Below are 24,399 nucleotides of genomic sequence, written 5' to 3'. Positions count from 1 at the left end.
GCCGCTGGCCAGGCCAGCCGCGATGCTTCTGGACGAGAAGCACCAGGGACGTTACACAATCACCATGCGGCTCCACCGGGAACCGCACGCTACACCGGGAGAACCCACCATGAGCCAGTCCAACGATATCGTCTTCCTCTCTGCCGCACGCACGCCCATGGGCGGCATGCTGGGCAGCCTCGCAAGCCTCACCGCACCGCAACTGGGTGCCACGGCGATCCGGGCGGCCATCGAGCGCGCCGGCATCAGTGCCGACAGCATCGACGAGGGCATCATGGGCTGCGTGCTGCCCGCCGGCGTCAAGCAGGGCCCGGCCCGCCAGGCCATGCGCCAGGCCGGCATTCCCGACGCCATCGGCGCCACCACCATCAACAAGCTGTGTGGCTCGGGCATGAAGGCCACCATGCTGGCCCACGACCTGATCCGCGCCGGCAGCGGCGAGGTGATGCTGGCCGGCGGCATGGAATCCATGTCCAACGCCCCCCATGTGCTGACCAAGGCGCGCGCCGGCTATCGCCTGGGCCACGGCGAACTCAAGGATCACATGTTCCTCGATGGTCTGGAGGATGCCGAGACCGGCAAGTTGATGGGCGTCTTCGCCCAGGACGTCGCCAGCGAGCGCGACTATGGTCGCGAGCGCCTGGACGACTTCGCCATTGCCTCGCTGGAGCGCGCCATGGAGGCCACCAACGCCGGCCACCTCAAGGCCGAGATGGCGCCGGTGACCGTCACCAGCCGCCAGGGCGAGAGCGTGGTGGACCACGACGAGCAGCCCTTCCAGGCCAAGCTCGACAAGATCCGCGCGCTGCGCCCTGCCTTCGCCAAGGACGGCACCATTACCGCCGCCAACTCCAGCTCCATCTCGGATGGTGCCTCGGCGCTGATCCTGGCCAGCCAGGCGGCGGCCGACCGCCTGGGCGCCAGGCCGATCGCGCGGATGCTGGGCCACAGCACCCACTCGCGGCACCCGAGCGAGTTCACCATCGCCCCGGTGGGTGCCATCGACAAGCTGATGAAGAAGCTCGACTGGGGCGTGAATGATGTCGACCTCTTCGAGATCAACGAGGCCTTCGCCGTGGTAACCCTGATGGCCATGGACGACCTGGGCCTGCCCCATGACAAGGTCAACGTCTTCGGCGGCGCCTGCGCCCAGGGCCACCCGATCGGCTCCACCGGCTCGCGGATCATCGCTACCCTGATCCATGCCCTGCGCACCAAGGGCGGCAAGCGCGGCATCGCCAGCCTGTGCATCGGCGGCGGCGAGGCTACCGCCGTGGCGGTCGAACTGGTCGACTGATGGAGAGTGTCACGCTCGACACGCCAGCGGGCGGCCTGCATGCCGCCCGCTGGCGTCCCGAGACGACGGACCCAACGCGAAGCCCCATCGTGCTGCTGCACGACTCCCTGGGCTGCGTGGCGCTATGGCGGGAATTTCCCGCCAGGCTCGCCGCGGCCAGCGGCCGGAAGGTGATCGCCTACGACCGCCTGGGTTACGGGAAGTCGGCACCCCACCCGGGCCCACAGCCCGCCAGCTTTATCGCCGACGAGGCGGAGGCCTTCCGCGCATTGCGCGAGCACTTCCGGCTCGCACGCTTCGTGGCCCTGGGCCACAGCGTGGGCGGCGGCATGGCGGCCGAGATCGCCGGCCAGCATGCCGAGGGTTGCGAGGCGCTGATCACGGTGGCGGCCCAGGCCTTCAACGAGCCACGCACCCTGGCCGGCATCCGCGAAGCCGAGCAAGCCTTCCAGCATCCCGCCGCCATGGCGCGCCTGGCAAGGTACCATGGCGACAAGGCCGACTGGGTCCTGCGCAGCTGGACTGACACCTGGCACTCCGAGGCCTTCGCCGAGTGGACGCTGGACCCTGCATTGCGTCGGGTGAGCTGTCCGACGCTCGCCCTGCACGGCGAGCACGACGAGTACGGTTCACTGGCGCAGCCTCGACGTATCGCCAGGCTAACGCCGGGGCCCGTTGAGCCCCTTATCCTCGCCTGCGGCCATGTCCCCCACCGCGAATGCCCCGAGCGACTGATCGCCGCCCTGTTGCCCTTCCTGGCGGATCCCACCGCGGCCTGACGTTCATCTAGTCCTGCACTCACCCCTTGGGCGGCGCCAGGCGGTCGAGGCGCAGCCGCTCGCGGCCATCGAATAGCCGCCGGCTGCCGGCGGCCACCGCGGCGAGAGTGCCGAAGCCGGTGCCCAGGGTGATGGTGAACATCACGAGTATCTGGCCGGTCATCATGCCCGGCAGGCTGACCACCCCGGCGGCCGCCATGGCGTTGATCATCGGCATCAGGCCGCTGCGCATCGCCTCGCGGCGGATGTCGCCGACCGCTTCCTGCCAGCGCTGGCCCAGCATCAGCCGGTTCTCGATCACCGCCCGCTGGCGCCAGGCCGTGTCGGTCAGGCGATCCAGCGCCAGGGCGACCCCGGTCATGGTGTTGCCGAGCATCATGCCCAGCAGCGGAATGGCGTACTGCGGCCGATACCAGGGCTCGGGGCCGATGATCGCGGTGAGCGTCAGCACGGTCACCGTGAACGACGACAGGAACATCGCCAGCGTGCCGATGCCGAAGGCCCAGCCACCGATCAGCCGGCGCTTCTGTCGCGCCATCACCTCGCGCCCGGCGATCAGCAGCATGCCCAGCGCCATCAGCGCCACCCAGTGAAGCTTCGAGGCCGCGAAGAGTACCTCCAGCACCAACCCCACCAGGGCGAGCTGGATCACGGTGCGCGCCGCCGCGACCAGCAGGCTGCGGCTCATCCCTAGGCGCATGGCGGCAGTACACCCCGCCAGCGCCACCACCATCAGCGCCGCCAGGGCCAGCTGCCACCAGGCCAGCTCGATCACGTCCATGTCGACACCTCCTTGAGCTCGGCCCCTTCGATGCGCCAGTGGCGGTTCGCCACCCGGGCGATCTGGCCTGGGTCATGGGCAACCCAGATCACCGGCCAGCCGCGCTCGCGAATTCTCGAAACGAGCCACGCCTCCACCCGCCGGGTGGAAGCGTCATCCAGGTTGGCGGTGGGCTCGTCGAGCAGCAGTGCCGAGGGCTCGCGGCTGATCGCCCGCAGCAGCGCCAGACGCTGCTTTTCCCCCGAGGAGAGCCGCGAGACCTGCCACTCCAGCACCTCGGGCGTGAAGCCCAGCGCCTCGAGGCCGGCGGGGTCGGCCCGTGGCAGGTGCTCGCCGACGTGATCCGCCCACCAGTGGCTCTCCGCCGGCACCAGCATCACCCGCGCGCGCCATTCATGGGCCGGCAGCGACGCCTGGGCGATATCGCCCAGCCAGGCCCCGCCGCCGTGGGGCTCGAGGTCGGCCACGGCGCGCAGCAGCCGGCTCTTGCCGGAGCCGCTGGGGCCCGAAAGGCAGTGAAGTTCGCCGGGGGGGACGGTCAGGTTCACCTCGGCAAGCTCGCCGACAGCGAGCCGCTCCAGGCGCAGGGCATCGGTCGCGGTCAAGGCAGCCTCCAGGCAGAAGGGAATGGCAGGGATGGTAGCAGCTCGCACCGCATGGGGGCGTGCGACACGACGCGTCATCCCCGCGCCATCTCGGTGACCTACCGCTGTCACACGGGGCTTTCAGGATAAGGCCTGCGCTCCATTCCCCAGCACATAGGTGGCATCCCATGCAGACCCTGAACCGCTCCCTGATCGCCGGCGCCATGACGCTCGCCGCCATGACCGCCGGTATCTCACAGGCCCAGGCCCAGTTCGCGCGCAGCGAGCGCTTCGTCGATGCCGACGGCGACCTGGTGGCCGACATTCCCGAGGATGCGTCCCAGTGGCTCGACCCGGACACTCTGGTCTTCGCCTACACCCCGGTAGAAGATCCCGCCGTCTATGCCGAGGTATGGGACGGTTTCCTCGAGCACATGGAAGAGGTCACCGGTAAGGAGGTGCAGTTCTTCCCGGTCCAGTCCAATTCTGCCCAGATCGAGGCCATGCGGGCCGGGCGTCTCCACGTGGCTGGCTTCAATACCGGTTCCAACCCCCTGGCCGTGGCCTGTGCGGGCTATCGTCCCTTCACCATGATGGCCGCCGAGGACGGCAGCTTCGGCTACGAGATGGAAATCATCACCCACCCGGGTTCCGGCATCGAGGAGGTCGAGGATATCCGCGGACGCACCCTGACCCACACCTCCGAGACCTCCAACTCCGGCTTCAAGGCGCCCACCGCCCTGATGGCCTCGGAGTTCAGCATGGTCTCCGGCGAGGACTACGAGGTGGACTTCTCGGGCAAGCACGACAACTCCGTGCTGGGCGTGGCCAACCAGGACTACGCGGTGGCCACCGTCGCCAACTCCGTGAAGTGGCGTATGGTCGATCGTGGCGTGGTCGACGCCGACCAGCTCGAGGTGATCTACCAGTCGGACACCTTCCCCACCACCAGCTATGGCACCGTCCACAACCTGGCCCCTGAGCTGCAGGAGGCCATTCAGGAAGCCTTCTTCTCCTTCGAATGGGAAGGCAGCGCGCTCGAGGAGGAGTTCGGGCGCAACGGGGAGGAGCAGTTCATCCCCATCACCTTCGAGGAGCACTGGGCGGTGATTCGCCAGATCGATGAGGCCAACGGGGTCGAATACGACTGCAACTAAGCGTCGTGCCATGGAAGGTGCGGGCGACATGTCGCCCGCGCCTTCGCGTCGTTGAGACGTATTCGAGACGTAGGAGAGAACCTGCAACGTGCTTACCATCGACCAGCTGACCAAGACCTATGCAGCCGGCGACACCGCCCTGCGTGATGTCACCTTTCGGGTACCACAGGGCCAGGTCGTGGGCTTGATCGGCCCTTCGGGAGCCGGCAAGTCGACCCTGATTCGCTGCATCAACCGCCTGGTGGAACCCTCCAGCGGCACGATTCATCTGGGCGAGACCGACCTGGTCAACCTGGGCAGTCGCAAACTGCGCCAGGCGCGGCGGCGCATCGGCATGATCTTCCAGGAGTATGCCCTGGTGGAGCGGCTGACCGTGATGGAGAACGTGCTCTCCGGGCGGCTGGGCTATGTGCCCTTCTGGCGCAGTTTCACGCGGCGCTTCCCGGGCCGCGACATCGAGAACGCCTACCGCCTGCTCGACCGGGTGGGCCTGATCGATCACGCCGACAAGCGTGCCGACGCCCTCTCGGGCGGCCAGCGACAGCGCGTCGGCATCGCCCGAGCCCTGGCGCAGGAGCCGGAACTGCTGCTGGTCGACGAGCCCACAGCGAGCCTCGATCCCAGGACCAGCCGTCAGATCATGCGACTGATCACCGAGATCTGCGCCGAGCGCCAGCTGCCCGCCATCGTCAACATCCATGATGTTCCGCTGGCCCAGCAGTTTGTCGACCGCCTGATAGGCCTGCGCGCCGGCCGCATGGTCGTCGACGATGCCCCGGAGCGCCTCGACGAGGCCATGCTGACCGAGATCTACGGTGCCGAGGACTGGAGCGCCACCGACCAGGACGACGACGACCCTGATCCCGACGGCGAGGCACAGGGCACATTGCGGCTGGTAGGGACAGCGACATGACGCCGAATGCTTCCTATCCGCGCCGCTGGAAACGCCCGCCGCAGCTGGTCACGACCCGACGCTGGCGACTGGCCCTGCCGCTGCTGATACTGGCCTACCTGATCCTGGCCGTCGGCTCACTGGAGGTCGACGTCAACCGCGTTGTCGAGGGCCTGGAACGGGGTGCGCGCTTCGTCCAGGGATTCCTGCAGCCGGACTTCACCAGCCGCTGGGGCGACATCCGCCAGGGGCTGATCGAGAGCCTGACCATGACCCTGACCGCCACCGTGGTGGGCGTGCTGATCTCGATCCCCATCGGCATCGGGGCGGCGCGCAACCTGTCACCCCGACCGGTCTATCTGGTGTGCCGGGCGATCGTCGCCGTCAGCCGTTCGCTGCAGGAGATCATCATCGCCATCTTCCTGGTGGCCATGTTCGGTTTCGGCCCCTTCGCCGGCTTTCTTACCCTGGCATTCGCCTCCATCGGTTTTCTCGCCAAGCTGCTGGCCGACGACATCGAGGAAGCCAACGCCAGCCAGATCGAAGCGATCCGGGCCACGGGCGCCAGCGGGTGGCAGCTGATCCACTACGCCGTGCAGCCCCAGGTCATGCCGCGGTTGATCGGCCTGTCGCTCTATCGTCTGGACATCAACTTCCGCGAGAGCTCGGTGATCGGCATCGTCGGCGCCGGGGGCATCGGTGCCACCCTCAATACCGCGATCGACCGCTACGAGTACGACAGCGCCGGCGCCATCCTGCTGATCGTCATCGCCATAGTGATGCTGACGGAATACGGCTCCAGCTATCTGAGGAAATTCCTGCAATGAGTGCTCTCGACACACGCTCCGGCGAGCCGACCCACTATTCACAGATCTGGACCTTTCGCACACCGCGTGCGCGCCTGGCACTGTGGGCCGGCTGGCTGGCCCTGGTGGCACTTTTCGTGTGGTGCTGGCAGGTGATGAACGAAGGCACGCTGTGGATCTTCGTCGCCGATGCACCCGACCAGGCCGTGGACATCGGCAGCCGCATGTTTCCGCCAAAGCTGGCCTACCTCCCCGAGCTGCTGATGCCGCTGTGGGACACCCTCAACATCGCCACCCTGGGGACTCTGGGCGGCGTCATCCTGGCGGTGCCGGTGGCCTTCCTGGCGGCGCGGAACACCACGCCATCAGCGCTGCTGGTTCGCCCCGTGGCGCTGTTCGTCATCGTGACCTCGCGCTCGATCAACTCGCTGATCTGGGCCCTGCTGCTGGTGGCGATCATCGGCCCGGGGCTGTTGGCCGGCATCGTCGCCATCGCCCTGCGTTCCATCGGCTTCGTCGGCAAGCTGTTGTATGAAGCCATCGAGGAGACCGAGGCGGGTCAGGTCGAGGCGGTGACCGCCACCGGCGCCGGCCGGGCCCAGGTGATCCACTACGCCGTCGTGCCGCAGGTGCTGCCCGCCTTCTGGGGCATCTCGATGTTCCGCTGGGACATCAATATCCGCGAGAGCACCATCCTGGGGCTGGTCGGCGCAGGCGGCATCGGCATGAAGCTGCAGTCCTCCATCGACACCCTGGCCTGGTCCCAGGTGGCCACCATCCTGATCCTGATCCTGGGCACGGTAGTGGTCAGCGAAGTGCTCTCGGCGCGGGTGCGACGCGCGCTGATCTGACCCGCGAGACCTCCATGGCAGGGATGCCAGCAGGCTCGCTCTCCTGAGGTGACTGCTATAGCGTGGCGGCATCATCCGATCACGCCTGAGGAGGTCAAACCATGTCCCATTTCCTGGTGTTCCTGGGCACCGCCCGCGACAGTACCCCGCCCGCACCCGCCCGTCTCGGCCTGCGGGTGGCGCGCGCCTGTGTGCGGCTGCTCGAGGCCGACGGCGCCACGGTCGAGCTGATCGACCCGCTGGACATCGAACTGGGCGCCGTCTTCAAGCCGCACTTCGCCTACACGAAATCCCAGGTTCCTGAGCCATTGGACGCCCTTGCCGAGAAGGTCGCGGCCGCCGACGGCTACGTGATGGTCAGCCCGGAGTACAACCACGCCATGAGCCCGGCACTTGCCCACCTCCTCAACCACTTCGGCAGCTCGCTCTACGCCTTCAAGCCCAGTGCCATCGTCACCTACTCGGCCGGCCAGTGGGGTGGCGGCCGCGCGGCGGTCAACCTGCGTACCTTCCTTTCGGAACTGGGCTGCCTGCCGGTCTCGGCAATGGTCCACGTACCGAAGGCCCAGGAGGCCCTCGACGAGGACGGCCGCTTCCACGAGGACCCGGACCGCTGGGCCGGCTACTTCGGGCGCACCCTGGGCCAGCTCGGCTGGTGGGCCGAGGCCGCCGCACGCCATCGCGACGTCCAGGACCCGACCCGGGTATCGCCGGCCTTCCAGCGTGCGCCCACCCAGCGCAATGCGCCCGGCCGGGAATAAACGGCCGCCGCGCAGTGGCCAGACCCCGTCGTTACCCTTAAAATATACGCAATTCCATATATTTTCCGGCCAAAGGGACGAGGTTCATGACCGCACACCAGGACGCTACGTCGCCCGACCACGCCGAGGGCATGGGGCTTTTCGAACGCTTTCTCTCGCTGTGGGTGGCGCTGGCCATGGTCGCCGGGGTGCTGCTCGGCCAGTTCGCCCCGGCGGTGCCCGAGACGCTGTCGCGCTTCGAATACGCCCAGGTGTCGATCCCGGTGGCGATCCTGATCTGGGCGATGATATTTCCCATGATGGCGCAGATCGACTTTTCCGCCGTGCTCGGTGTGCGGCGCCAACCCAAGGGGCTGATCATCACCACCACGGTGAACTGGCTGATCAAGCCTTTCACCATGTTCGCCATCGCCTGGTTCTTCCTGATGGTGGTGTTCCAGCCCCTGATCCCCGAGCCCCTGGCCAGCCAGTACCTTGCCGGTGCCATCCTGCTCGGCGCCGCACCCTGCACCGCCATGGTCTTCGTGTGGAGCTACCTGACCCGCGGCGATGCCGCCTACACCCTGGTGCAGGTGGCGCTCAACGACCTGATCATGCTGTTCGCCTTCGCGCCCATCGTGGTCTTCCTGCTCGGCGTCTCCAACATCCCGATACCCTGGGATACCGTCGCGCTGTCGGTGGTGCTCTACATCGTCATCCCGCTCACCGCGGGCTACCTGACCCGGCGAACCCTGATCGCCCGCCGCGGCAGCGAGTGGTACGACAACGTCTTCATGAAAAAGGTGGGACCGATCACGCCCATCGGCCTGATCATCACCCTGGTGCTGCTGTTCGCCTTCCAGGGCGAGGTGATCCTGGAGGCGCCGCTGCATATCGTACTGATCGCCATCCCGCTGATTCTCCAGACCTTCCTGATCTTCTTCATCGCCTACGGCTGGGCCAAGGCGTGGAAGGTGCCCCACAACGTCGCCGCCCCGGGGGCGATGATCGGCGCCAGCAACTTCTTCGAGCTCGCCGTGGCCGCCGCCATCGCCCTGTTCGGCCTGCAGTCCGGCGCGGCGCTGGCCACGGTGGTGGGCGTACTGGTGGAGGTGCCGCTGATGCTGGCGCTGGTGCGCATCGCCAACAACACCCGTGATCACTTCCCGGCGGCCGGCCCCGAGGCCAGGGGCTGAGTCATGGCCATCGACGTCACGCCCCGGGCCCGTGAGTGGCTGCGCAGGAAGGGAGGCGTCGTTACGCTGCGGCTCTCGCCCCGCCACGGCTGCTGCGGCGGGGGAGCCGATGTCACGGTGGCCGAAGCGAGGGCACCGGATGAACCCGAGCGCTATACACGCCTCGAATTCGAAGACGTGACGCTGCATATCGACCCGAGCCTGGTCGACCAGGAGCTGAGGGTCGACGTCGACGGCTTCCTCGGCCTCAGGCATCTCTTCGTGGAGGGTACCTCCCCTACCCGTGCCAGGAAGTAAGGGCAAGATCAGGCAGTGTGGGGTTCCGCACGAGTCGCCTCTCCTGAGCCGAGACAACGCCCATGACGATCAATGCTCGAGAGGGAGACCTGCCATGCGCGAGGAGATGGAACGTTACCAGTCCTGGATCTACCTGCTGTGCATCGTGGCGGGACTGGGGCTCGGCCTCGCCACCCCCGACCTTGCCAGCCTGCTCGAGGGTAGCCTCTGGCCGCTGCTGGGAGGGCTGCTGTATGCCACCTTCGCCCAGATTCCGCTGGTCCGCATCGCCGACGGCTTTCGGGACTGGCGTTTCCTCTCCGCCCTGCTGATCGGGAACTTCCTGGTGATCCCGCTGGCAGTAGGCGGGGTGGTATCGGGACTGCCGCTGACGCCGGCCATCCAGGCCGGGATATTGCTGGTGCTGCTGGTGCCCTGTACCGACTGGTTCATCAGTTTTACCCACCTCGGCAAGGGAGATGCCGCCCGGGCCATCACTGCCGCGCCCCTGCTGCTCCTGGGCCAGCTGCTTGCCCTGCCGCTCTACCTGTGGCTGTTCCTCGGGGACGCCTGGCTGCAGCTTGCCGTCGGCTCCCACTTGATCAGCGCCTTCGCCGGCCTCATCCTCGCCCCCCTGCTGATGGCATGGGTCACCGAGCGCCTGGCCGCACGGCACCGGCAGGCGAGGCGACTGATCCATGGCCTTGGCGTCCTGCCGGTGCCGCTTCTGGCCCTGGTGGTGCTGGTGATTGCGGCCTCGCAGATATCCTCCGTGATCGAGCTCTCGGACGTCCTGCTTCAGGTCCTGGCGGTGTTCGCTGCCTACCTGCTCTTCGCGGCCTGCCTGGGCAAGCTCCTCGGCCAGCTGTTTCGGGTCGAGGTCTTCCAGGCCCGCACCCTGGCCTTCAGCTTCGGCACCCGCAACTCCTTCGTTATGCTGCCGCTGGCCCTGACGCTGCCGGATGCCCTGCAGGCCGCGGTGGTGGTCATCGTCTTCCAGTCGCTGGTCGAGCTGTTCGGCATGGTGGCCTACCTGGCCTGGGTGCCGAGCAAGCTGATGCCGGAGCCCCCTGGTGCATGACGGAACCAGCTTCCGTTTATACACCCCACCTTGCCAGGGAGCGCGAAGACAGCAACCCTAGCGGAATGACTCGTCTCCTGCAGCGCCATCCCCTGGTCGTCATCGTCCTTGCCCAGCTGTGCGGCACGTCGCTGTGGTTCTCCGTCAACGGCGTAGGGCTGTCACTGTCGCGCAACCTGGGCCTCTCCGAGGCCGACCTGGGCCGTCTGACCCTGACCGTGCAGGCAGGCTTCATCGCCGGCACCCTGTTCATCGCCACCACCGGCCTGGCCGACCGCTTCCGCGCCAGCCGAATCTTCGCTGTCTCCTGCCTCGCCGGCGCCCTGGCCAATGCCATCTTCGTGCTGGCAGCGGCTCATCCTCCCCTCGACCTGCTGCTGCGCTTCGCCACCGGGCTCTGTCTCGCCGGCATCTATCCGCTGGGCATGAAGCTGGTGATCGGCTGGACACCCCGGCATACCGGTGCGGCACTGGCCTGGCTGGTGGGCATGCTCACCCTGGGCACCGCCCTGCCCCACCTCCTTCGCGGCACTACCCTGGGCCTGCCCTGGGAGTGGTCGCTGCTGGGCGCCTCCGTCCTTGCCCTAGTCGGCGGGCTGATCATCGTCGTCCTGGGCGATGGCCCGCACCTGCCACCGTCGAGCGGCAAGGCACGGCTGCTCGACGGGCTGGCCGCCTTGCGTGAGCCCCGCTTCCGTGCCGTGGCCGGTGGCTACTTCGGCCACTGCTGGGAACTCTATGCCTTCTGGACGCTCACCCCCTTCCTGGTGGCTCGCGAAGTGGCTCGACTCGACGCCCCCGAAGCCTGGATTCCCTGGCTGTCATTCTTCGTCATCGCGCTGGGGCTGGCGGGCTGCGTGGGCGGCGGCAGGTTGAGCCGCCGACTGGGCAGCCTCTGGGTCGCACGTCGAGCCCTGACCGCCTCTGGCCTGATCTGCCTGGCCTACCCGCTGGCGACCTGGCTGCCGCCTGCTGTGCTGCTGGGACTGCTGGCCCTCTGGGGGATGACCGTCATCGCCGACTCGCCTCAGTTCTCGGCGCTGGCCGCGGCCAGCGCTCCCCGGGAACGCGTGGGCTCGACCCTGGCGGTCATGAACGCCGTGGGCTTCGCGCTCACCATCCCGGCCATTTCGCTCACCACCGCACTATGGTCACTCCAGGCCACCTGGGTGGTGTGGTGGCTGCTGCCCGGGCCGCTGCTGGGCCTCTGGGCAATGCGCGGCGTATCCACCGCACCGCCCGACACGCACGAAGCTCCGCAATCTCCGCGACTACGGAAGACGGGCGCCATTCGTCCCCCCTCTTCCTGATCCTCCCGATACGAGACCTCGCATGTCGGCCTCCAGGCCAGCTTCCCCCTCTTCTATCGCTCGCTTGCGGGACCTCACCAGGCGAGAGCGCTGGAGTCCGGGCTTCACCTCATATCGACCCGGCGCTGGTTGGCCAGGGAGTCGAGAACCGATGTCGAGGCCATCGCCTGCGCTGCCCACTGCCCCGCGCTGTTGGTTCCCGAGGCATAGGCTTTACAGCGGCGAACACCCATGTTCGATGCCTATCAGGGACGCATCGCCAACTCCGTGCTATAGGTGACATGACCCGAAGGGTGGCCAATTCCGCCACCTGTCCGCACGACAAGAGGAGAACACTCATGTCAACCCGCGACGTTGTCATCTGCCATCCCGTTCGTACCGCCATCGGCACCTATGGCGGCAGCCTCAAGGACACCCCTGCAACCGACCTGGGCGCGCGGGTCATTCAGGAAACCCTGTCTCGATCCGGCCTCGCCGCCGACAAGGTGCAGTCGCTGGTGATGGGTCACGTCATCCAGGCAGGCTGCCGCATGAACTCCGCCCGTCAGGCCGGCATCGGCGGCGGGCTGCCGGTGGAGGTTCCGGCGCTCACCATCAACCGGGTGTGCGGTTCGGGCGCCCAAGCCGTGGCCAGCACCGCTCTGGAGATCTGGAGCGGCATGGCCGACTGCGCCATCGCCGGCGGCATGGAGAACATGGACCGCGCCCCCTATGTGCTCCCCCAGGGCCGCTGGGGCGCCCGCATGGGCGATGTGACCATGTTCGACAGCATGCTGCTCGATGGTCTCAACGACGCCTTCAGCAACAAGCATGCGGGCTGGCACACCGAGGACCTGGTCGCACGCTACAACGTCTCCAGGGACGATCAGGACGCCTGGGCGCTGCGCTCCCAGCTGAACTTCTCCAAGGCCCAGGAGGCCGGCCACTTCGACGCCGAGATCGCCGGCGTGGAGCTCACCAGCCGCAAGGGCACCACGACCTTCGCCCGCGACGAGCACAACCGCGGCGACACCACCCCGGAGTCCCTCGCGAAGCTCAAGCCCGCCTTCCGCAAGGAGGGCACCATCACCGCGGGTAATGCGCCGGGGCTCAACAGCGGTGCCTCGGCGATGATCGTCGCCGAGCGCGACTGGGCCGAAAGGCAGGGCCTCGCGCCCATGGCAAGGCTGGTGGCCTTCGGCGTCGGTGCCGTGGACCCCGACTACTTCGGCATCGGCCCGGTGCCGGCGGTCAGGCAGGCGCTCGAGCGCGCCGGCTGGTCGGTGGGCGACCTGGATCGGGTGGAGATCAACGAGGCCTTCGCCGCCATCGCCCTGGCCTGCCAGCGCGAACTCGGGCTGCCGGAAGAGATCGTCAACGTGGAGGGCGGCGCCATCGCCCACGGCCACCCCATCGGCGCCAGCGGGGCGGTGCTGACCACCCGCCTGCTGCATGCCATGCAGCGCAACGGCGAGCGCCGTGGCATCGTCACCCTGTGCATCGGCGGCGGCCAGGGCATCGCCCTGGCGCTGGAAACCCTCTGACTCCACCCCGCCCAACCTCCTGCAACGTCCTCCAGCCGCCGGGAACTTGATGCCTCTCAAGCTCTCGGCGCATTGAGGTAGATAACATATGGATAAGCATATATTCTGATCGACAAATCTCCTCCTGCTTGTCGCGAGGCTTTCCATGTCGGAATCCAACCCCGCTTCCTCCTCCTTCTCCGGACGCCTGATCGACCTTGCCAGGGAGCACCCCGACCAGATTCGCTGGCTCGGTGCCGTAGTGGGCATCTTCCTGCTGATCTACTTCCTGCCGGCCGGCACGGCGCGCTTCGACAACGCCGTGCTGGAGGGCATCCGGCTGACCCACTGGTACGCCCAGGAGCATGTGATCCTCTGCCTGCTGCCGGCCTTCCTGATCGCCGGCGCCATGGCCGCCTACCTGAGCCAGGGCGCGGTGATGCGCTACCTGGGCCCGGCGGCGCCCAAGCCGGTGGCCTTCGGCATGGCCTCGGTGTCGGGGATGCTGCTGGCGGTCTGCTCCTGCACCGTGCTGCCGCTGTTCGGTGGCATCTACCGGCGCGGCGCGGGCCTGGGACCGGCGGTGGCCTTCCTCTACTCGGGGCCGGCGATCAACGTCATGGCGGTGGTGGTCACCGCCAAGGTACTGGGCCTGGAACTGGGCCTGGCGAGGGCCATCGGCGCCATCGTCTTCGCGGTGGTGATCGGCGTGATCATGCACCTGATCTATCGCCGCGAGGAGCTGGCGCGCAGCCAGCAAAATGCTCGCGGCTTCGACGCCGACGACGACGGTCGCCCGCTGGGCCAGGTAGTGGCCTTCTTCGGCCTGATGATAGGCATCCTGGTATTCGCCAACTGGGCCGCGGCCGACAGCCCTACCTGGATGGCTATCCACGCCTGGAAGTGGCAGATCACCGCGGTGCTTGGCGGGCTCTTCGCCCTGCTGCTGATGCGCCGCTGGGGCTGGCCGCTGCGCCAGGTGGCGGTGCTGGTCGGCGCCGTGGTGCTGGCCGCCCTGCTGGTGCCCAACGTACCGGAGCTGGCCTTCGCGGTGGGCATCATCGGCATCATGCTGATCGCCACCCTGCGCGACGACGACCGCGAGTGGGCCGAGCAGAGCTGGGACTTCACCAAGCAGATCATGCCGCTGCTGCTGGTCGGTGTGTTCGTGGCCGGCCTGCTGCTGGGGCGTCCCGGCGAGGAGGGACTGATCCCCTCCGAGTGGGTGGTGATGGCGGTGGGCGACAACGGTTTCCCGTCCACCTTCCTGGCCTCGCTGCTGGGCGGCTTCATGTACTTCTCGACCCTCACCGAGGTGCCGATCGTCCAGGGGCTGATCGGCAACGGCATGGGCAAAGGCCCGGCGCTGGCGCTACTGCTGGCCGGCCCCGCGCTGTCGCTGCCCAACATGCTGGTCATCCGTACCATCATGGGTACCCAGAAGACCCTGGTCTACTGCACGCTGGTGGTGGTCATGGCGACCCTGACCGGCTATCTCTACGGCCAGCTGTGGCCTTGACGCCCAGCATTCCCCAACTCGACGACTCCCGCAGGAGAGCACCATGAAACTGAGCATCTACGGCAAGGGCTGCAAGAAGTGCGAGCAGCTGACCGCCAACGCCCAGCAGGCCGCCGAGGCCCTGGGCCTCGCGGTGGAGATCGAGAAGGTCACCGACATGAACGCCATCATCGACAAGGGGGTGATGCGCACCCCGGCACTGGGCATCGACGGCGAGGTGGTACTCGAAGGCAAGGTCGCCAGCCCCGAGGAGCTCGAGGCACTGCTGAAGGCCTGAGCCCGCTAGCCTTCGAGAATCGACCGGCAGCGGACTGCCTGACCTGTGTGAGGTGCCGGCCCCTTGACCCGGGCGGCGGCGCCATCTCACCTTTCAGGCGGTGCTGGGTCATCCACCAGTCCCGCGGCCCGCAGCCGCTCCCTCAGGCGCTGGTTCTCCTCGATCAGGTCGGCGGCCAGGGCGGCGAGTTCGGGCGCTGCCTCGAAGTCACGTTCCAGCTGACGCATCCGTCGGGCACGGGTCAGGTCACGACTGGTAAAGCGCCAACTCGCCACATAGGGCGAACCATCGGCCAGCAGGCCGCTCTCGATGCGCTCGACCACCCAATCGGTTTCCACCGAGCAGGCGCGCGCCAGGTCCTCGAGGGTCAGGGTCGCCTCGTCGATCAGTTCGCCGCTGACGATACGCTGCTGCGCCATCTCCTAGCCTCCCCTCCGTTGGCGCGGATCGAACGCGAGTTCATGCGCCATGGTCTTGTAGAGTTCCCGTGCCTTGTCGGTATCGGCCGGGGGCAGCACCACCTCGAGCTCCACATACAGATCCCCCGGCTCCGGCCCAGGAATACCCCGCCCCTTCAGGCGCAAGCGGCGACCGGTCTGTGACCCGGCAGGCACCTTGAGCTTCACCGCCCCCGAGGGAGTCGGGGTTTCGATGCTGGCTCCCAGAGCGGCCTCCCAGGGGGTCACCGGCACCGTTTGATACACATCCCGCCCCTCGACCCGATAACGCGAATCCGGCGTGAAGTGGATCTCCAGATAGAGGTCACCCGCCGGGCCACCGCCGACACCCGGGCTGCCCTGCCCCGAGAGGCGGATGTGCTGGCCCTCCTTCACGCCCCTGGGGATACGCACGCTCAGGGTGTGGTCCCGGGAGACCACACGTCCTTGCGCGTCGACCTGGGGCACTTGCAGGGTGATCGCCCGGGTCGCGCCCTGGAAGGCGTCCGCCAGGTCGATGAAGACCTTGGCGTGGCGATCCTCCCCGCGCATCTGATAGCCGCGTCTGCCTCGCCCTGCCCGGCCACCCTGGCCGAACAGGTTGGCGAAGAAGTCGCTGAACTCACCGAGGTCGGCCTCCTCGAAACCACGACCGCTGTATTCGAAGCCCGCATCCCAGTCCGGCGGCGGCTGGAAATCCTGGCCCGACCGATACTGCTGAGCCAACTGGTCATAGGCGAGACGCTTCTCCGGATCGGTCAGCACCGCCTTGGCCTCATTAATCTCCTGCATACGCTGTTCGGCTTCGGGCTCCTTGCTGACATCGGGATGAAACTTGCGCGCCAGCTTGCGGTAGGCCTTCTTGATTTCCTCGGCCGTCGCGGTCTTCGCCACCCCGAGCACCTGGTAGTAATCCTTGAATTCCACTGATGAAAGCTCCGACAGATGCCATGACCTTTCACAAGCGCGATGACACGGGGGTCACACTTGAAAGGCTCCAGCAGTATGATGCAAGGCTAGTCGAAAATGGCCGAGAAAAATGGAAAGCCCGTCGTGGAAGGAAGAGTGAACGCCGGCTTCGCCTCAACACATGGCCAGGCGACGATCGGGCCGATTGCCCATGCCGGCCAGACGATGCTGTAAAAGGGCCAGGCGATCGGCGTGGCCCTGCTGAGCGGCCTTCAGCACGTTCTCTATCCAGTCGGGCAGCGCCGACGCCAGGCGGTAGTAGACCCACTGACCTTCTCGGCGGTCGCTGAGCAGGCCGCAGTTACGCAATTGGGCCAGGTGACGCGATACCTTGGGCTGGGATTCCTCCAGGGCATGGGTCATCTCGCAGACGCACAGTTCCTCCTCGCAGCGAATCAGCAGCGTCAGCGTCAGGCGGGTGTCGTCGCCCAGGCACTTGAACAATCGAGCAGGATCAAGCTGAGTCAATGGCGTTATCCTTCGTGATCAAAACCCTACTCACTTTACGTCAAAGCGCAGCATGTCGACAGCGGCCGGGGGCTGGGTGGTCCCCAGCGTCAGGGTCAACCCGCGCAGGGGATATCGGCGCCTCATCACCTCACCGTCCCGTCGCCTCCCGCGGCAGCGCCAGGGCCATCAGCGCGCTGGCCGCCACCAGGGCGGACGAGATCCACAGGCAGGCGGTCAGGCCGTAGACCTGATAGACCCAGCCGGAGAGCAGGGTCCCCAGCAGGCGCCCCATGGCGTTGGCCATGTAGTAGAAGCCCACGTCCATGGAAACGCCGTCGGCGCGCGCGTAGTGAACAATCAGGTAGCTGTGCCAGCTGGAGTTGATGGCGAACAGCACGCCGAAGGCCAGCAGGCCCGCCACCAGCCAGCCGACCTCGGCCAGGGGCAGCAGCGCCAGCAGCGCCGGCAGGCCGGCAAGCGCCAGGGCCCAGGCCACAGTGACGCCCCGTGCCCCGCCCTTGACCAGGCCGGTGAGGCGCGGCGCCTGGGTCTGCACGCCGCCGTAGCCGATCACCCACACGGCCAGCAGGCCGCCCACCGTCCAGTGGCTCCAGCCGTGCTGGTCGTAGAGAAACACCGGCAGCGCCACCACGAACCAGACGTCCCGTGAGGCGAACAGGCACAGCCTTGCCGCCGAGAGCACGTTGATGGCCCGCGACTTCGAGAACACCTCGCTGAACCTGGGCTTGCGCTTCTGGCGGCCCAGGTCGGCCTTGAGCCGGGCCAGCGACAGGGCGAGTACCGCCACCAGCATCACCGCCATGGCGATCACCGCACCACGGAAGCCGATCAGCGACAGCAACACCCCGCCGAGGAAGAAGCCCGCCCCCTTGAGGGCGTTCTTGGACCCGGTGAGGATCGCCACCCAGCGGTAGAGGGCACTGCCGGCGCTGGGACTGTCCCTGGGCACCAGCACCTTGACCGCGCTCTTGGCGCTCATCTTGTTGAGGTCCTTGGCAATGCCCGAGAGTGCCTGGGCCGCCATCACCCAGGGCACGGTCAGCGCCGCGGCGGGCACCATCAGCATGCAAAGCGCCACGATCTGCAGCGCAAGCCCCGCGTTCATGGTGCGGTTGAGCCCCAGGCGGGCGCCCAGCCACCCCCCCACCAGGTTGGTGACCACCCCGAAGGCCTCGTAGAAGAGGAACAGCAGCGCCACCTCGAGCGGCGAGTAGCCCAGCTGGTGGAAGTGGAGCACCACCAGCATGCGCAGGGCGCCGTCGGTCAGGGTGAAGGCCCAGTAATTGCCGGTGATCAGCAGGTACTGACGTACCTCGAAGGGCAGCGACTTGAGTCGTGTGCTGAGCGATTCAACCACGCCCCACCTTCATGGCCAGCTCGGCGGTGCGGTTGGCGTAGCCCCATTCGTTGTCGTACCAGGCGTAGAGCTTGAGCTGGGTGCCGTTGATCACCATGGTGGAGAGCGCATCGATGATCGCGCTGCGCGGGTCGGTGCGGTAGTCGATGGAGACCAGCGGGCGCTCTTCATAGCCCAGGATGCCGGCAAGCTCGCCCTCGGCGGCGGCCTTGAGCGTCGCGTTGACCTCCTCCACGGTCACCTCACGCTCGAGCTCGAAGACCATGTCGGTGAGCGAGGCGTTGGCCAGCGGCACGCGGATGGCGTGGCCATTCAGTTTGCCAGTAAGCTCCGGGAAGATGGCGGTGATCGCCTTGGCCGAGCCGGTGGTGGTGGGGATCAGGCTCATGCCGCAGGCGCGGGCCCGGCGCAGGTCCTTGTGCGGGGCATCGAGGATCGTCTGGGTGTTGGTGATGTCGTGCACCGTGGTCATGGAGCCGTGGCGGATGCCGTAGGTCTCGTGGATCACCTTGACCACCGGGGCCAGGCAGTTGGTGGTGCAACTTGCGGCGGTGACGATGCGATGGAGGTCCGGGTCGTACTTGTCGTCGTTGACGCCCACCACCACGTTGAGCACGCCCTCCTCCTTCACCGGCGCGCTGACCACCACCCGCTCGACGCCCTGGTCCAGGTAGGCCTGAAGCGCCTCCGTTGTCTTCATCTTGCCGGAGCACTCGATGGCCACCTGACAGCCGGACCAGTCGCCCTCGTCCAGCGCCCTGTGCGCGCTGAAGGCGATGCGGTGGCCATCGATGACGATGGCATCGGCCTCGGCCTGGATGCCCTGCCCCGGCGACCACTGGCCGTGGACCGAGTCAAACTCCAGCAGGTGGGCGAAGGTGGCGGCATCACCGCCCGGGTCATTGATGCGCGAAAGCTCGACCTCGCCCGCCGCGACGCGGGGCCAGAGGCTGCGCAGCACCAGGCGGCCGATGCGCCCGAAGCCGTTGATGCCGATACGTAGGGTCATGTTGCTCTCCGGATGAAAGAAAATGGGGGGGTTGCCGACCCCTCAGGCCTGATCGTCGCGGGCCTTGATCTGCAGCCACAGCGAGAGGCGGTGACGAATCTCGTTGAGGGCCTGCTCGTAGGCATCGGCACGACCGATCAGGCGCGGGTCGCGAATATCCCAGTAGAGGTGCTCGTCGCTTTCGCCCTGCCAGTCGCGGCAGGCCTGCTGGGCCTTGTCGCACAGCACGACGACGGCGTTGAAATGTTCGCCGGCGAAGTCGTCCAGTGACTGGCTGGCCAGCCCCTCGGTGGAAATCCCCTGCTTCTTCAATGCCGCCAGGGTCATCGCGGCGGGGGTATCAGGCTCACTGCCCGCGCTGTAAGCCTCGAACCGGTCGCCGGCCATATGGCGCAGCAGCGCCTCGCCCATCAGCGAGCGGGCAGCATTGGCATTGCAGAGAAAGAGCACGCGCTGTTTGGCCATGGAAGAGGCTCCTGAATATATGGAATTTCATATATAACAGCGCCAGATGTCAATCTGGTGACAGCCATCAAGGGGCGATAAAGACGCCCGACACGGCCAGCAGCGCCACCACGGCCCAGGCGGGCAGCTGCCAGCGCACCAGCAGCAGGAAGCCAGCCAGGGCCAGGGCGAACTGCTCGGGCCCGAGGATGACGCCGGTCCAGAGCGGGTCGTAGAGCGCGACGCCCAGGATGCCCACCACGGCGGCATTGGCGCCGCGCATCGCCGATTGGGCGCTAGCCCGGTGGCGCAAGGTCTCCCAGAACGGCATCACGGCCACCAGCAACAGCAATCCCGGCACGAAGATGGTGACCAGTGCCAGGGCGGCGCCAGGGAGCCCGCCGGGTCCGACGCCCATCACGCTGCCCAGATAGGCCGCGAAGGTGAACAAGGGGCCAGGCACCGCCTGGGCGGCGCCATAACCGGCCAGGAAGGACGCCGGCGAGACCCAGCCCGACTGCACCACCTCGGCCTCGAGCAGCGGCAGCACCACGTGCCCCCCGCCGAACACCAGGGCCCCGGCCCGGTAGAAGGCATCCAGCAGGTCGAGCGTCGACGAGGCGGTGGCGAGGGCCAGCAGCGGCAATCCCCCCAGCAGCAACAGGAAGACCACCAGGGCAAGGCCACCGACCCGATGGGACACCGGCAGCGCCAGCGGCGCTGGAGGAGTATCCCCGCCGCCGCGGCGACACAGCGCCAGGCCGGCCAGCGCCCCCGCCAGGATCGCCATCACCTGGCCCAGGGGACCACCCACCAGCACCACGCTGAAGACCGCGGCCAGCGCGATGCCCGCGCGACGCCGGTCCGGGCAGAGGCCCTGCGCCATGCCCCAGACGGCCTGGGCGACGATGGCCACCGCCGCCACCTTAAGGCCGTGGACCAGCCCCGCGCCAACGGGGCCGTCGAACAGGCTCGCGCCCAGGGCGAAGGCCACCAGCAGCAACGCCGACGGGAGGGTGAAGGCCAGCCAGGCCAGGGCGGCGCCCCAGGGCCCGGCCCGCAGCAGGCCGAGGGCGAAACCCACCTGGCTGCTGGCCGGCCCGGGCAAGAACTGGCAGAGCGCCACCAGGTCGGCATAGTCCCGCTGGCCGAGCCAGTGCCGACGCGTCACGAACTCGTGGCGAAAGTAGCCCAGGTGCGCGACGGGGCCACCGAACGAGGTCAGGCCCAGCAGCAGGAAGGCCTGGAAGACCTCCCGGCGTCGGCCTCCATGGGCTGGCGAGCGGGTCATGGCCGGGGCTCGTCCACGCTCAGCCGTAGCGGCCGGTGATGTAGTCTTCCGCCTTCTTGGTGGCCGGGTTGGCGAACATCGTCCGGGTGTCGTTGTACTCGATGATCTCGCCGAGGTGGAAGAAGGCCGTGTAGTCGGCCACCCGCGCCGCCTGCTGCATGTTGTGGGTCACGGTGATGATGGTGAACTGCTGCTTGAGCTTGTCCATCAGGTCCTCAATGGTCGCCGTGGAGATCGGGTCCAGCGCCGAGGTGGGCTCGTCCATGAGGATCACGTCGGGCTGCACGGCGATGGCGCGGGCGATGCACAGGCGCTGCTGCTGGCCACCGGAGAGCGACGTGCCCGGCTGGTGCAGCTTGTCCTTGACCTCCTCCCACAGGCCGGCGTCGCGCAGCGCCTTCTCCACCAGTTCGTCCTGCTCCGGCTTGCGGCTCACCAGGTCGTGCATGCGCGGCGCATAGACGACATTGTCGTAGATCGACTTGGGAAAGGGATTGGGCTTCTGGAAGACCATGCCCACCCGGCGGCGCAGGGCCACCTCGTCCATCTTGGCGGCATTGACGTCGCGGCCGTCCATTTCCACCAGCCCCTCGATTCGCACGCTGGGGATCAGGTCGTTCATGCGATTCAGGCAGCGCAGGAAGGTGGACTTGCCGCAGCCCGAGGGCCCGATCAGGGCCGTGATGTTCTTCTGGTAGACATCGATGTTGATGTTCTTCAACGCCTGGCTCTGGCCGTACCAGAGGCTGAGGTCGCGGACGCGAATGCTCAGCTCGTGGTGGGCGTCGGTATTGCGGGTCACCGGCTGGCCGGGTTCGGGACGGGAGCTTTCGTGACGTGACATCGGCGCGGTACTCCGCTCGGCAACGTGAATGTTCATCTGTGGATACCCTGTAACGTAGCGTGGCCTACCAGCGGCGCTCGAACTTCTTGCGCAGGACGACGGCGGTGGCGTTGAGGAAGATCAGGATCGCCAGCAGCACCAGGATCCCCCCGGCGGTCTTCTCGACGAAGGCCTGCTCCGGCTCCCCCGCCCAGGTGAAGACCTGCGCTGGCAGCACGGTGGCGGCCTGGGTGAAGGAGGCGCCCACGTCGGGGATGAAGGCCACCATGCCGACGATGATCAGCGGTGCGGTCTCGCCCATGGCCTGGGCCAGGCCGATGATCGAGCCGGTCATGATCCCCGGCATGGCCAGCGGCAGCACGTGGTCACGCACCACCTGCCAGCGCGAGCAGCCGACGCCGAAGGCGGCGTGGCGAATCGAGTCCGGCACGCTGCGCAGCGCCGTGCGGGTGGCGATGATGATCACCGGCAGGGTCATCAGCGCCAGGGTCATGCCGCCCACCAGCGGCGAGGAGCGCGGCACCCCGAAGAAGTTGATGAAGATCGCCAGGCCCAGCAGGCCGAACAGGATCGAAGGGATCGCCGCCAGGTTGTTGATGTTGATCTCGATGATCTGGGTCAGGCGGTTGTCCGGGGCGAACTCCTCCAGGTAGACCGCCGTCATCACGCCGATGGGAAAGGCGATCGCCAGCGTCACCAGCATGGTCATCACCGTGCCCACGGCGGCGGCCATGATGCCGGCACGCTCGGACATCTTGGAGTCACCCTCGGTGAAGAAGGTGGTATTGAACTTCAGGGCCACCTGGCCGCTCTCGACCTTCTCGTCGACCGCTTGCCGTTCGGCCTCGCTGAGCTTGTTGCGGTTGCCCTTGAGGTACTGGTCCACCTCGCCGTTGGCCAGTACCCAGCGGGTCTCGGTGGTGCCCAGCAGGTCGGGGTCGTCACGCAGCATGCCCGGTATCAGGCGCTCGAAGCTGCGGCTGACGATCTTGGCATCCTCGGGCTCCATGGCGGCACGCCCCATGCGGGTCGCGTCCTCGTTGTACGTCAGTTCCACTTCCACATAGGTCTGCTGGAAGGCCGGCAGCCCCTTGTTGAGCATGTCGGCGAAGAACAGTACCAGGAACAGGCCGGCGAGCCCCAGGGCCCCCATGGAGATCCACTTCAGCCGCGACGACTGGCGGTGGCGGCGGCGCAGCTGGGCGCTGATGTCGTCGAAGGATTGACTCATCTCGGCGATTCCTCGGCGTTACAGGTTGTTGACGCGATACTTCTCGCGGAAGCGGCGGATCATGAGCACCGACACCAGGTTCAGGCTCAGCGTGACGGTAAACAGCACCAGGCCCAGGGCGAAGGCGGAGAGGGTCTCGGCACTCTCGAACTCCAGGTCGCCGGTCAGCGCCGCGACGATGCGCACCGTCACCGTGGTCATGTCCTCCAGCGGGTTGGCGGTCAGGTTGGGCCGCATGCCCGCCGCCATCACCACGATCATCGTCTCGCCCAGCGCCCGCGAGACCGCCAGCAGCGAGGCGGAGATGATCCCCGGCAGGGCCGCGGGAATGACCACGTCGCGGATGGTCTCGCCCTTGGTCATGCCCAGCGCCAGGGAACCCTGACGCATGCTGTCCGGCACCGCATTGATCACGTCGTCGGAGAGCGAGGAGATGAAGGGGATGATCATGATGCCCATCACCAGCCCGGGCGCCACGGCATTGTTGAAGGAGGCATCCAGCCCGAAGAAGCCGGCGACGTCGACGATGATCGGCGCCACCGTGATGGCGGCGAAGAAGCCATAGACCACGGTGGGAATGCCGGCCAGCACCTCGAGGGTCGGCTTGGCCAGGGTGCGCACCCGACGGGGGGCGAACTCCGCCATGTAGATGGCCGAGAGCAGGCCCACAGGGATCGCCACCAGCATGGCGATGGCCGTGATCATGAAGGTGCCGGCGAACAGCGGCACCGAGCCGAACTGCGCGGCGCTGCCCGCTTCGTCGCCTCGCCCGGCGGCGGCCAGGAAGCTGGCGCCGGGGTTCCAGACGGTCCCGGTGATGAAGTCCCAGAAGCTGTGCATCTGGAAGAAGCGCAGCGCCTCGAAGACGATGGAGAAGAGGATGCCGAAGGTGGTGAAGATCGAGATCATCGCCGCGGCGACCAGCACCCAGCGAATCACCCGCTCGATGGCCTGGCGGGCGTGAAAGTCGGGCTTCACCTGGCTCATGCCCACCAACAGGCCGATGGCGGCGATCACCAGACTGCCGGCCAGCAGGTAGAGGGTGGGGATATCGGCGCCCAGCAGCAGCATCAGCAAGGCCCCGATGGCGCCCACGGTGATCGCCGGGCCGGCGGTGGCGAGCACGGCGAACCAGGCATACTGATCGGGCTGGGCATACATGGCCGTGCCCGTGGCGCGCACCCGCGCGGCCTTGGCACGACCCAGGAAGAAGGCTATCAGACCCAGCAGCAGCAGGACGCCGCTGAACATGGCGAGGAGTTGGTTGGTCTGCATAGGTCTCTCTCGGTGGATAACGA

26 protein-coding genes are annotated in these 24,399 nt (G+C 67.3%); 14 read left to right on the top strand and 12 right to left on the bottom strand.

Annotation, left to right across the window (positions count from 1 at the left end; genetic code table 11):
- Positions 1-109: 109 nt before the first annotated feature.
- Positions 110-1,297, top strand: coding sequence for an acetyl-CoA C-acyltransferase (locus QLQ83_RS19430; protein WP_282737131.1), 1,188 nt, complete (start codon positions 110-112; stop codon positions 1,295-1,297).
- On the top strand, positions 1,297-2,076 hold the full coding sequence (locus QLQ83_RS19425; protein WP_282737130.1) for an alpha/beta fold hydrolase: 780 nt from the start codon (positions 1,297-1,299) through the stop codon (positions 2,074-2,076). Before QLQ83_RS19430 ends, QLQ83_RS19425 begins: the two co-directional genes overlap by 1 nt.
- A gap of 19 nt (positions 2,077-2,095) precedes the next feature.
- On the opposite strand, the gene QLQ83_RS19420 is transcribed toward QLQ83_RS19425, so the two are convergent.
- Together QLQ83_RS19420 and QLQ83_RS19415 are read right to left on the bottom strand one after the other, a co-directional pair.
- Complete coding sequence (locus QLQ83_RS19420) at positions 2,096-2,857, bottom strand: ABC transporter permease (protein ID WP_282737129.1); 762 nt, start codon at positions 2,855-2,857, stop codon at positions 2,096-2,098.
- Complete coding sequence (locus tag QLQ83_RS19415; protein WP_282737128.1) at positions 2,848-3,462, bottom strand: ABC transporter ATP-binding protein; 615 nt, start codon at positions 3,460-3,462, stop codon at positions 2,848-2,850. Before QLQ83_RS19415 ends, QLQ83_RS19420 begins: the two co-directional genes overlap by 10 nt.
- A 167-nt stretch (positions 3,463-3,629) precedes the next feature.
- On the opposite strand from QLQ83_RS19415, the gene phnD reads away from it, so the two are divergent.
- The 12 genes from phnD (at position 3,630) to QLQ83_RS19355 (ending at position 15,048) form a co-directional block, all read left to right on the top strand.
- On the top strand, positions 3,630-4,598 hold the full coding sequence (phnD, locus tag QLQ83_RS19410; protein ID WP_282737127.1) for a phosphate/phosphite/phosphonate ABC transporter substrate-binding protein: 969 nt from the start codon (positions 3,630-3,632) through the stop codon (positions 4,596-4,598).
- Between the two features lie 88 nt (positions 4,599-4,686).
- Positions 4,687-5,511 carry a phosphonate ABC transporter ATP-binding protein gene (gene phnC, locus QLQ83_RS19405; protein WP_282737126.1) on the top strand — a complete coding sequence of 275 codons (825 nt, stop codon included), beginning with the start codon at positions 4,687-4,689 and terminating at the stop codon, positions 5,509-5,511.
- On the top strand, positions 5,508-6,317 hold the full coding sequence (phnE, locus tag QLQ83_RS19400) for a phosphonate ABC transporter, permease protein PhnE (RefSeq protein WP_282737125.1): 810 nt from the start codon (positions 5,508-5,510) through the stop codon (positions 6,315-6,317). The genes phnC and phnE (QLQ83_RS19400) overlap by 4 nt, the downstream gene beginning before the upstream one ends.
- Positions 6,314-7,147, top strand: a complete 834-nt coding sequence (gene phnE / locus QLQ83_RS19395) for a phosphonate ABC transporter, permease protein PhnE (RefSeq protein WP_282737124.1) — start codon at positions 6,314-6,316, stop codon at positions 7,145-7,147. Before phnE (QLQ83_RS19400) ends, phnE (QLQ83_RS19395) begins: the two co-directional genes overlap by 4 nt.
- 101 nt (positions 7,148-7,248) lie before the next feature.
- Positions 7,249-7,908 (top strand): NADPH-dependent FMN reductase, encoded by a 660-nt coding sequence (locus tag QLQ83_RS19390; RefSeq protein WP_282737123.1) that lies wholly within the window; start codon positions 7,249-7,251, stop codon positions 7,906-7,908.
- A gap of 86 nt (positions 7,909-7,994) precedes the next feature.
- On the top strand, positions 7,995-9,083 hold the full coding sequence (gene arsB / locus QLQ83_RS19385; protein WP_282737122.1) for an ACR3 family arsenite efflux transporter: 1,089 nt from the start codon (positions 7,995-7,997) through the stop codon (positions 9,081-9,083).
- Positions 9,084-9,086: 3 nt separating this feature from the next.
- Positions 9,087-9,380, top strand: a complete 294-nt coding sequence (locus QLQ83_RS19380) for a CC/Se motif family (seleno)protein (RefSeq protein WP_282737121.1) — start codon at positions 9,087-9,089, stop codon at positions 9,378-9,380.
- 94 nt (positions 9,381-9,474) lie between these two features.
- Positions 9,475-10,440: an arsenic resistance protein gene (locus tag QLQ83_RS19375; protein WP_282737120.1), complete on the top strand. Its 966-nt coding sequence runs from the start codon at positions 9,475-9,477 to the stop codon at positions 10,438-10,440.
- Positions 10,441-10,505: 65 nt separating this feature from the next.
- Complete coding sequence (locus QLQ83_RS19370; RefSeq protein WP_282737119.1) at positions 10,506-11,750, top strand: MFS transporter; 1,245 nt, start codon at positions 10,506-10,508, stop codon at positions 11,748-11,750.
- Positions 11,751-12,088: 338 nt separating this feature from the next.
- Complete coding sequence (locus tag QLQ83_RS19365; RefSeq protein WP_282737118.1) at positions 12,089-13,273, top strand: thiolase family protein; 1,185 nt, start codon at positions 12,089-12,091, stop codon at positions 13,271-13,273.
- 145 nt (positions 13,274-13,418) lie between these two features.
- A complete protein-coding gene (locus QLQ83_RS19360) occupies positions 13,419-14,771 on the top strand; it encodes a permease (RefSeq protein WP_282737117.1) in 1,353 nt (450 codons plus the stop codon).
- Between the two features lie 43 nt (positions 14,772-14,814).
- Positions 14,815-15,048 carry a thioredoxin family protein gene (locus tag QLQ83_RS19355; RefSeq protein ID WP_282737116.1) on the top strand — a complete coding sequence of 78 codons (234 nt, stop codon included), beginning with the start codon at positions 14,815-14,817 and terminating at the stop codon, positions 15,046-15,048.
- Between the two features lie 86 nt (positions 15,049-15,134).
- Here QLQ83_RS19355 and QLQ83_RS19350 read toward each other — a convergent pair whose 3' ends face one another.
- From QLQ83_RS19350 to pstC, 10 genes are all read right to left on the bottom strand, one after another.
- Entirely contained in the window at positions 15,135-15,467 is a 333-nt protein-coding gene (locus QLQ83_RS19350) for a chaperone modulator CbpM (RefSeq protein ID WP_282737115.1), read from the bottom strand.
- 3 nt (positions 15,468-15,470) lie between these two features.
- Positions 15,471-16,412: a DnaJ C-terminal domain-containing protein gene (locus QLQ83_RS19345; protein WP_282737114.1), complete on the bottom strand. Its 942-nt coding sequence runs from the start codon at positions 16,410-16,412 to the stop codon at positions 15,471-15,473.
- Positions 16,413-16,568: 156 nt separating this feature from the next.
- On the bottom strand, positions 16,569-16,931 hold the full coding sequence (locus tag QLQ83_RS19340; RefSeq protein ID WP_407650078.1) for a metalloregulator ArsR/SmtB family transcription factor: 363 nt from the start codon (positions 16,929-16,931) through the stop codon (positions 16,569-16,571).
- A gap of 121 nt (positions 16,932-17,052) precedes the next feature.
- Positions 17,053-18,282, bottom strand: a complete 1,230-nt coding sequence (gene arsJ, locus QLQ83_RS19335; RefSeq protein ID WP_282737112.1) for an organoarsenical effux MFS transporter ArsJ — start codon at positions 18,280-18,282, stop codon at positions 17,053-17,055.
- Positions 18,275-19,291, bottom strand: a complete 1,017-nt coding sequence (locus QLQ83_RS19330; RefSeq protein ID WP_282737111.1) for an ArsJ-associated glyceraldehyde-3-phosphate dehydrogenase — start codon at positions 19,289-19,291, stop codon at positions 18,275-18,277. The genes arsJ and QLQ83_RS19330 overlap by 8 nt, the downstream gene beginning before the upstream one ends.
- 42 nt (positions 19,292-19,333) lie before the next feature.
- Positions 19,334-19,756 (bottom strand): arsenate reductase ArsC, encoded by a 423-nt coding sequence (locus QLQ83_RS19325; RefSeq protein WP_282737110.1) that lies wholly within the window; start codon positions 19,754-19,756, stop codon positions 19,334-19,336.
- Positions 19,757-19,823: 67 nt separating this feature from the next.
- On the bottom strand, positions 19,824-21,026 hold the full coding sequence (gene chrA, locus QLQ83_RS19320) for a chromate efflux transporter (protein ID WP_282737109.1): 1,203 nt from the start codon (positions 21,024-21,026) through the stop codon (positions 19,824-19,826).
- 19 nt (positions 21,027-21,045) lie between these two features.
- Entirely contained in the window at positions 21,046-21,870 is an 825-nt protein-coding gene (gene pstB, locus QLQ83_RS19315; protein ID WP_407650075.1) for a phosphate ABC transporter ATP-binding protein PstB, read from the bottom strand.
- Between the two features lie 64 nt (positions 21,871-21,934).
- Positions 21,935-23,101, bottom strand: coding sequence for a phosphate ABC transporter permease PstA (pstA, locus tag QLQ83_RS19310; protein WP_282737108.1), 1,167 nt, complete (start codon positions 23,099-23,101; stop codon positions 21,935-21,937).
- 18 nt (positions 23,102-23,119) lie between these two features.
- Positions 23,120-24,376 carry a phosphate ABC transporter permease subunit PstC gene (gene pstC, locus QLQ83_RS19305; RefSeq protein WP_282737107.1) on the bottom strand — a complete coding sequence of 419 codons (1,257 nt, stop codon included), beginning with the start codon at positions 24,374-24,376 and terminating at the stop codon, positions 23,120-23,122.
- Positions 24,377-24,399 lie beyond the last annotated feature (23 nt).

This window comes from Halomonas rhizosphaerae, assembly GCF_030010555.1.
Classification (GTDB): domain Bacteria; phylum Pseudomonadota; class Gammaproteobacteria; order Pseudomonadales; family Halomonadaceae; genus Halomonas; species Halomonas rhizosphaerae.
The sequence above is the reverse complement of the archived record's forward strand: the minus strand, read 5'-3'. Positions and strand labels throughout refer to the sequence as shown.